The organism is Microcoleus sp. AT3-D2 (assembly GCF_036705715.1).
Lineage (GTDB): Bacteria > Cyanobacteriota > Cyanobacteriia > Cyanobacteriales > Microcoleaceae > Microcoleus.
Genome location: NZ_JAUBVE010000001.1, coordinates 380,201 through 387,005, shown reverse-complemented (window position 1 = coordinate 387,005; position 6,805 = coordinate 380,201). Strand labels below are relative to the sequence as shown.

Genomic DNA, 6,805 nt, shown 5'->3' with positions numbered 1-6,805 from the left:
TCATATTTATTTAACGATTTTACTAGCTTTTTCATTTTAACTCTTTTTTGACACATTCGCCAAAGTGAGATGCACCCCTGAGTAATGCATTAATTTATTTATTTTTCATTCCTTATCTCATCTTCAAAATCTTCTCAGCAGCAACTTCAGATACCGGCATCACCGATAACCGATTGCCTTTCCTTACCACCCAAATCTCATCAGCACTAAACTTTTGTTTCAGTTCATCCAAAGATATTAACTTAGCAAATTCCTCAACAAACTCAACTCTCACAGTTTGCCAGCGAGGAGCATCAAACGGCGATTTAGGATCATAATATTCGCTATTCATATCGAACTGACTCGGATCAGCAATTCCAGTTTCAACGACGCGCACTAAGCCGACAATTCCCGGTATTTTAGTATTAGAATGGTAAAAAAATACTAAATCTCCCCGACTCATTTCTCGCATAAAATTGCGCGCTTGATAGTTGCGAACGCCATCCCAAATCGAAGTGCGATCGCCCTTCAAGTCCGCAATACTATAAACATCTGGTTCAGACTTCATTAGCCAATAATTCATACAATCTATTCGCTTGGCTTAGCCAAATATGCTTGAATTTTATCTAAACACTGCTGCATAGCTTTTTGCATAAAAACCTGAACTAGCAACAACCCAAGGGGATAGAATACCGGAGAAGTCAACATAAAATAAAACTCCCAATCAATCCGAGTTCCCTTTGCTGTAGCAGTGAAATTCCAATCCCCGCCACCAGACTCAATGAGTAGATAAATCGGAAACTTAAACCCTCTAACCAGTCGGTAGGTTTGTCTTTCTGGCTTTTTGAAAGTAATGATTTCTTCATCAATCACCGAAGAGTCGGAATTTTCTATCCGCCGCACGCCGCCTTCACGCATCTCTCCACCATCTGCCATCTCAGCTTTAATAATTGCTGGAATTGGGCCATACCCGCAAAAGACTTTTGGCAGATTTGACAGGGATGTAACAAAATTAAAGACTACTTCAGGTGATGTAGCAATTTCTACGACTGCGTTGATTTTAACTAACATTTATATCTCCAATAATATGATTTGATAAGGAACTGTGAGTTAAAAGTGGGTAATTTTAATTATAAAATATCTTTCCGCTTCTGCAACCACAAAGTCAATATCAAATAAACAAAAATATGCACGCACAAAATACCCCAGTTTAAACCCAAATTTTCCCAGGTTGGATCGTAAACAGGAGTAGGCTCAAACGGCTGAGGAAGTATGCTGCCGTCCGGTAATGTAGTAGGTGCGGGAACCATCCCATTCACATTAACTAAAGAGCCGTAAGCACCCACAGACCAGCGGCTTAACATCAGCCAAGAAAATGTGCTCGCCGCACCTTCCATCTTAAACAAAACTCCCGAAAAAATAATCTGAGGCAGCAATAATAGAGGCAAAGCGCTATTAGCTTGAGAGCTATTTTTAACAATCGCGGAAACGACTAATCCCAGGCTTATGCAGCTCATTAAAGTTAGGAATGTGGTAATAGTTGCTCCCACTGACCAGGAAATAAAACTCGGTTCGGGGGATTTAAAAGCAATCAGAATAATTCCTACCATTAACAGTGTTTGCAATACTGCCAAACCAGAAAGGATAAAAAATTTTGAACCTAAATAAGCAAACAATCCTAAATTGACCAAACGTTCGCGCAAATAAATAGCAGATTCTTTAACAATTTCTTGCAGAGAAGTTGCCAGTCCCACCCAAATCGCCGCACAGGTAAATACAAATAAAACTCTGAGCGCTAAAGGTGCTGAAGTTGCCTCCGGTGCGCCAATTAATGGGTCTTTATCTCTGACGGCTAGCCGCAGTAAACTAATGCCTATCGGAGCCGTTAAAAGAGCTAAACTCAAGTTAACTAAGTCGCGGGAAATAAGCTGAAAATAACGCTGGGCGAGCAGAATAAGTTGTTTTACAAAAGATTGAGATTTGGGTACAGAAGGTGCAGAAGGTATTTTTGCATTAGCCTTGCCTCTGCTGAAGTGGTTGACAATATAGCGCTGATAGTAGGGAGATTTGTTAAACTTTTCTGCCCAGCTTTGAACGTTGGTTTCTCCTGTTTCTAATTCGTTGTAAATGTCTGCAAAATCGCTTGTTTTGACATCGAAAAAATCGAGCGCTTCCCTAGGTGGCCCGAAGTAACAAAGGCGTCCGCCGCGACCCATAAAAACAATACGATCGCACATCGTGATATTTGCCGTCGCGTGAGTCACCAGAATCACCGTCCGGCCTTGATTTGCCAACTTTCGCAGCAGTTGCATCATCTTCTTATCCAAACCCGGATCGAGTCCTGAAGTCGGTTCGTCTAAAAAGAAAAGTTTCGGGTCTGCTAACAGTTCAACTCCGATGCTGACCCGCTTCCGCTGTCCGCCGCTAAGCTGTTTTACCAAAGCCTTGCGACGGTGAGTCATTTCAATATCTTCTAAAGTTTTTGCGACTACCTGCTTGACATCTGTATCGGGAGGTAAGCGCAATTTAGCTGCATAACTCAAGACTTCTTCTACTGTCAAATCTGCGTGTACAATATCATCTTGAGGCACGTAACCGATTTGATTGCGGTAAATATTGAAGTTTTGGCGCAGGTTGTCACCGTTGAGAAACACAGCGCCGTTAGTAGTTTTTTCGATACCTAAAAGCGTCCGCATTAAAGTAGATTTGCCAGCGCCGCTACCGCCGACTAAAGCCACAAACTGCCCCGGTTCGATCGCCAAAGTGATGTTATCCAAACGCTTCGGAATCACCAGACTGTCAGCATCCAAACGAATTTGATGGCCCGAGTCTTGCATCTGCAACTCACCGCTGCGGTAAGTTAGAGTAAACGGGCCGATCCGAATTGCATCTCCCTCGGACAACTGTACAGAATTTGTCACTCGCTGACCGTTAACAAAAACCCCGTTAACGCTGTGGTCTCGCAAAATATAATTACCGCGACTGTCTTGGTCGATTGTGGCGTGGCGTCTAGAAACAAGCGGCGCATCTAATTGCAGCGAAGCGTTTGGATCGCGGCCCAACAAAACCGACCGATTCTTAAGAAGAATTGACTGCTTGCTAGGGACAGCAACCTGATTCGCCAGCGGATTAAAATAACTCAGCAAAACTTGATTTTGAGGATCGAGACCGATTTTAATTTCTGTGCCGTTTTTCAGACAATAACCGTCATTGGGAGTGATGCGAGTGCGATCGACAAATAAGCCATTAGTGCTCGGCCGCTGCCCGTCACCGTCGTAAATCCAGTAATTATCCCCAATTTGGCGCAAAACAGCGTGAACGCCCGAAACTGCGCGCCAGGGTTCGGGAATGACTAAATCAGCACGAGTGCGATCGCGCCCCAATACGTGCTGCTGCTGTTTTAACTCTAACTGTAAAACCTCCCCTTGATTGCTTAATACTATATAAGGTCGATCGCTTAAAGCAGTCAGTTGTCCTATATTGCCTGTCATACTTCAATCGCGGTTTTTGCACTCATTTTTTTCAGCATATCAAAAGTAGGACAACAATACACTTATATTAAGCAAGTCTACTTAGCAACAACTGACAAACTGCGAAGCCTATTAATTGCCGCCGCCAATTCAAACCGCCGAAACATCGCAAAATCCCCTTCAGGAAAAGGCGATAAAATATCCATCCCCTGCGCGTCAATATTTGCCATCACCAAATCTATGATTTCCGACAAAGTGCGTTTCCCGTCCATGTATTGCTGCTTAGCATAAACCATTGCTGCTGCGATCGCCCTTAACTGTCCGCTGTCCACAATTTGCTCAACAGCACCCAAATCAATCTCCTCAGTTCCGAAAGCCAATTCATCAACATCCCGCACCTTCACCCGCACATCTCGCCGTCCCCGACTCGGATCTAAACTAGCAGGAATCGGCACTCTTTGAGTGATCTCACCAAAATTTTCTCCCCCTTCATCAGCGCGAGTAATCGAGTAATTCTTAGCAATTTCTTTAGCTTTTTTAGTCACGTTATTTGCTTGAAAATTTTCCAGTGCAATCACAGTATCTGCCACATCAAAATAATCGCCGCTTCCCCCCATGACTAAAATAGTCGATACGCCGCAATCTGCGTACAACAGTTTAACTTTATCAATAAACGGCGTAATCGGTTCCTTATCCTTAGCGATGAGTTCCTGCATTCGGCGATCGCGAATCATGAAATTCGTCGCCGCCGTATCCTCATCCACCAATAAAACAGGCACTAAATCCCCTTCTGAAATAGCGACTAATTCCGTCTCTAAAACAAAAGAGTGAGCTTCTTCTTTCTTCCCTTTTCCTTCTTCCTTCTTCCTTCTTCCCACTTCCAAAGCCTCAATAATATTAGCAGCTTGCGACGTGCTACCGCTCGCATTTTCTGTATAAAATTGTGCAGTATCTCTACCTTGTGGCAAGTGGTTAATAAAAGGCGAAATATCAACTCCCGCAACACTTCTGCCATCTTCCGCTCTAATTTTAACCGCCGCCGGATCAGTTACCACAAGTTCCCGACCATCTCCCGGAATTCGGTTGTAAACTCCCAACTCGATCGCCCTGAGTAAAGTTGATTTGCCGTGATAGCCACCCCCAACAATCAAAGTAATGCCAGCGGGAATACCCATACCGGAAATCAAACCGCGATTCGGACAATTAAATTCAACTTTTAACGACGGCGGGGACTGAAAAGCCACAGCATTATTTAACAAAGGACGGTTGTCAACACCGCTGCGACGGGGTAAAATAGAACCGTCAGCAACAAACGCAACTAATCCGTTTTGAGCTAACTGCTGCCGCAGCCAGTCAGCATCTTCTACAGTTTCAACGTGACGGCGACATTCAGCAGCATTTAAGTTAGCATACTTCAGAGATTGACTGACAATTTGCGGGATATCTTCGCACAGCATTTCAGCAGCTTGTAGCCCTAAGATACTGCGTCCGCCTGCTGGGAGTCCGACGGCAAATCGCAGTTCAACTCCTCCTAAATTTTCGATATCGGATGTATTTGAGGAAATGATAAATGCGGAAGTTCGCTCTAAAACTTCTTGTCCCAAGCCAGTCACTGCAATCAAACCACTTTTGCCAGTGCCGCGTTTGCTGCTGATGCTGTGTGCTGCTCGGTCAAATTGGCGAGTTAGGTAATCTCTGAGGGCTATTTCTCGACTGCGAGAGTTGAAAAGTTGACGGGGAATTTGAGCAATGTTGGGGGGAACTCTGACTCTAAATTTACTGGGAGAAGCAAACGGATCTCCCTGCACGTAATCAATAATTAATGTGAATTCAGAAAAGTCGTAGTTACCTTGAATGTCTTTGTAGGCTTTGTAGCCTCGATTATCTAGTTGCAATAAATGCCGTTGCAGACTTTCTTTGTTAATCATTTGTTATTGGTTATTCGTTATTACTTATTAGTTATTACTTATTAGTTATTTACCTAGTTCCTAGGATCTGCCTAGGAACCGATTTCCAGAGGCTCTGCCTCGCTTGCTTGGCGTGGGAAATTTGGAGGCTGAGCCTCCCGATCTGCGTTACCAGGCTCTGCCTGGTAACGAGTAGAATTACCAATTACTAATTACCTAATTCCAATAATTTAGCCGTGGCATTAACAACAATTTGAGCAGAACCGGCGAAAAAAGGTCGATCGATAGTTGCTAATGTATCGCTAGATTGGTGATAGTGGGGCGATCGCAAATTTGCAGTATCCGTCACCAACACAGCACCAATTCCTTTATACCAGAAAGGCGCGTGGTCGCTGCGTAAAACATCGGGAGTCAGCAACCCTTTCAGGGGAACCGGCAGCGCCACCACCGGCGGCAAATCGGCTTTTCCAGACTCCGCAAAACTTTTCAACAACAGCGGATGTTCCGCATCCCCAATCACAGCGATAAACTCGCCTTTGTCGGGAGATTTTACCCCCGATGCTTCTAGAAAAGGTTGCGCTGTCAATCCTTCGGGATATTGCTGGCATCCGGGCGTGCGGCAGGCATAACCTACCATATCCAGGACGATCGCTCCCTGCAAATTTTTTAACCGCGCCTCGCTACCTGTAAATGCTAAACTGCCTAAAAGTCCGAGTTCTTCCCTGTCGAAAAAAGCTACTTGCAATGTCCGAGGCGTGGGACGAGAACCCAGCAATCTTGCTACTTCTAAAACTACTGCAACTCCCGTCGCATTGTCGTCAGCGCCTGGGGAGTTTGGTACAGTATCGTAGTGTGCTGCCACTAAAATTGCCCCGGCGTTTGAGTCAGTGCCTTTTCTCTCAGCGAAGACGTTAATTCCGCGATCAAATGGCTGCAAATCTGCGGAAAATCCTAATGTTTGCAATTGCTGGGAAATGTAGTCTCTAGTAAAAGAGCGAGATCGTTCTCCATCGCGTTCTCCTGCTAAAGTCTCGACGTGTTTCCACAGCCTGAACGGGTCAATTTGCGACTGAAAAAAAGTATTTTTTTCAGCCGGAAGCGTTAAGGGAGACGGGTTTTGGGAAGTGTGGATATTGCGATCGATCCCAACTTCGGGTACAGCCGACAACCGCTGCCACGAGTCAGAATGCCAACCCACAGCCACCACCGCAACTAGAATAAATAGCGCTATCCAAATCAATTGTTTCATCAGTAAGTCTATGTGAGATTTTAGACAGAGCTTACGCACTCCTCGCTCTCATCAACCGGGTGTTTTAGCAGAAGCGAGGGCTGCAACAAAGTCTTTTCGTCAAACCCGGTTGATGCGTCCAGAACTGTTATATTTTAGATTTTAGGTTGACACCAGAGTTACAAATAAACCTGTTTCAAAAAATGAAACTCAAAAATATT

5 protein-coding genes are annotated in these 6,805 nt (G+C 44.5%); all 5 read right to left on the bottom strand.

What is annotated here, in order from left to right:
- Positions 1-112 precede the first annotated feature (112 nt).
- Positions 113-562 carry an EVE domain-containing protein gene (locus QUB44_RS01440; protein ID WP_333362182.1) on the bottom strand — a complete coding sequence of 150 codons (450 nt, stop codon included), beginning with the start codon at positions 560-562 and terminating at the stop codon, positions 113-115.
- A gap of 5 nt (positions 563-567) precedes the next feature.
- Positions 568-1,050, bottom strand: a complete 483-nt coding sequence (locus tag QUB44_RS01435; protein ID WP_333362179.1) for an SRPBCC family protein — start codon at positions 1,048-1,050, stop codon at positions 568-570.
- 59 nt (positions 1,051-1,109) lie between these two features.
- Positions 1,110-3,470: an FHA domain-containing protein gene (locus tag QUB44_RS01430; protein ID WP_333362176.1), complete on the bottom strand. Its 2,361-nt coding sequence runs from the start codon at positions 3,468-3,470 to the stop codon at positions 1,110-1,112.
- A 77-nt stretch (positions 3,471-3,547) separates the two neighbouring features.
- Positions 3,548-5,377, bottom strand: coding sequence for an ABC-ATPase domain-containing protein (locus QUB44_RS01425; RefSeq protein WP_333362173.1), 1,830 nt, complete (start codon positions 5,375-5,377; stop codon positions 3,548-3,550).
- Positions 5,378-5,564: 187 nt separating this feature from the next.
- Entirely contained in the window at positions 5,565-6,605 is a 1,041-nt protein-coding gene (locus QUB44_RS01420) for a M28 family peptidase (protein ID WP_333362170.1), read from the bottom strand.
- Positions 6,606-6,805: the final 200 nt, after the last annotated feature.

Coding starts and splice junctions, on each gene's coding strand:
- QUB44_RS01440 (WP_333362182.1), bottom strand. CDS start 562: ATGAATTATTGGCTAATGAAGTCTGAACCAGATGTTTATAGTATTGCG.
- QUB44_RS01435 (WP_333362179.1), bottom strand. CDS start 1,050: ATGTTAGTTAAAATCAACGCAGTCGTAGAAATTGCTACATCACCTGAA.
- QUB44_RS01430 (WP_333362176.1), bottom strand. CDS start 3,470: ATGACAGGCAATATAGGACAACTGACTGCTTTAAGCGATCGACCTTAT.
- QUB44_RS01425 (WP_333362173.1), bottom strand. CDS start 5,377: ATGATTAACAAAGAAAGTCTGCAACGGCATTTATTGCAACTAGATAAT.
- QUB44_RS01420 (WP_333362170.1), bottom strand. CDS start 6,605: ATGAAACAATTGATTTGGATAGCGCTATTTATTCTAGTTGCGGTGGTG.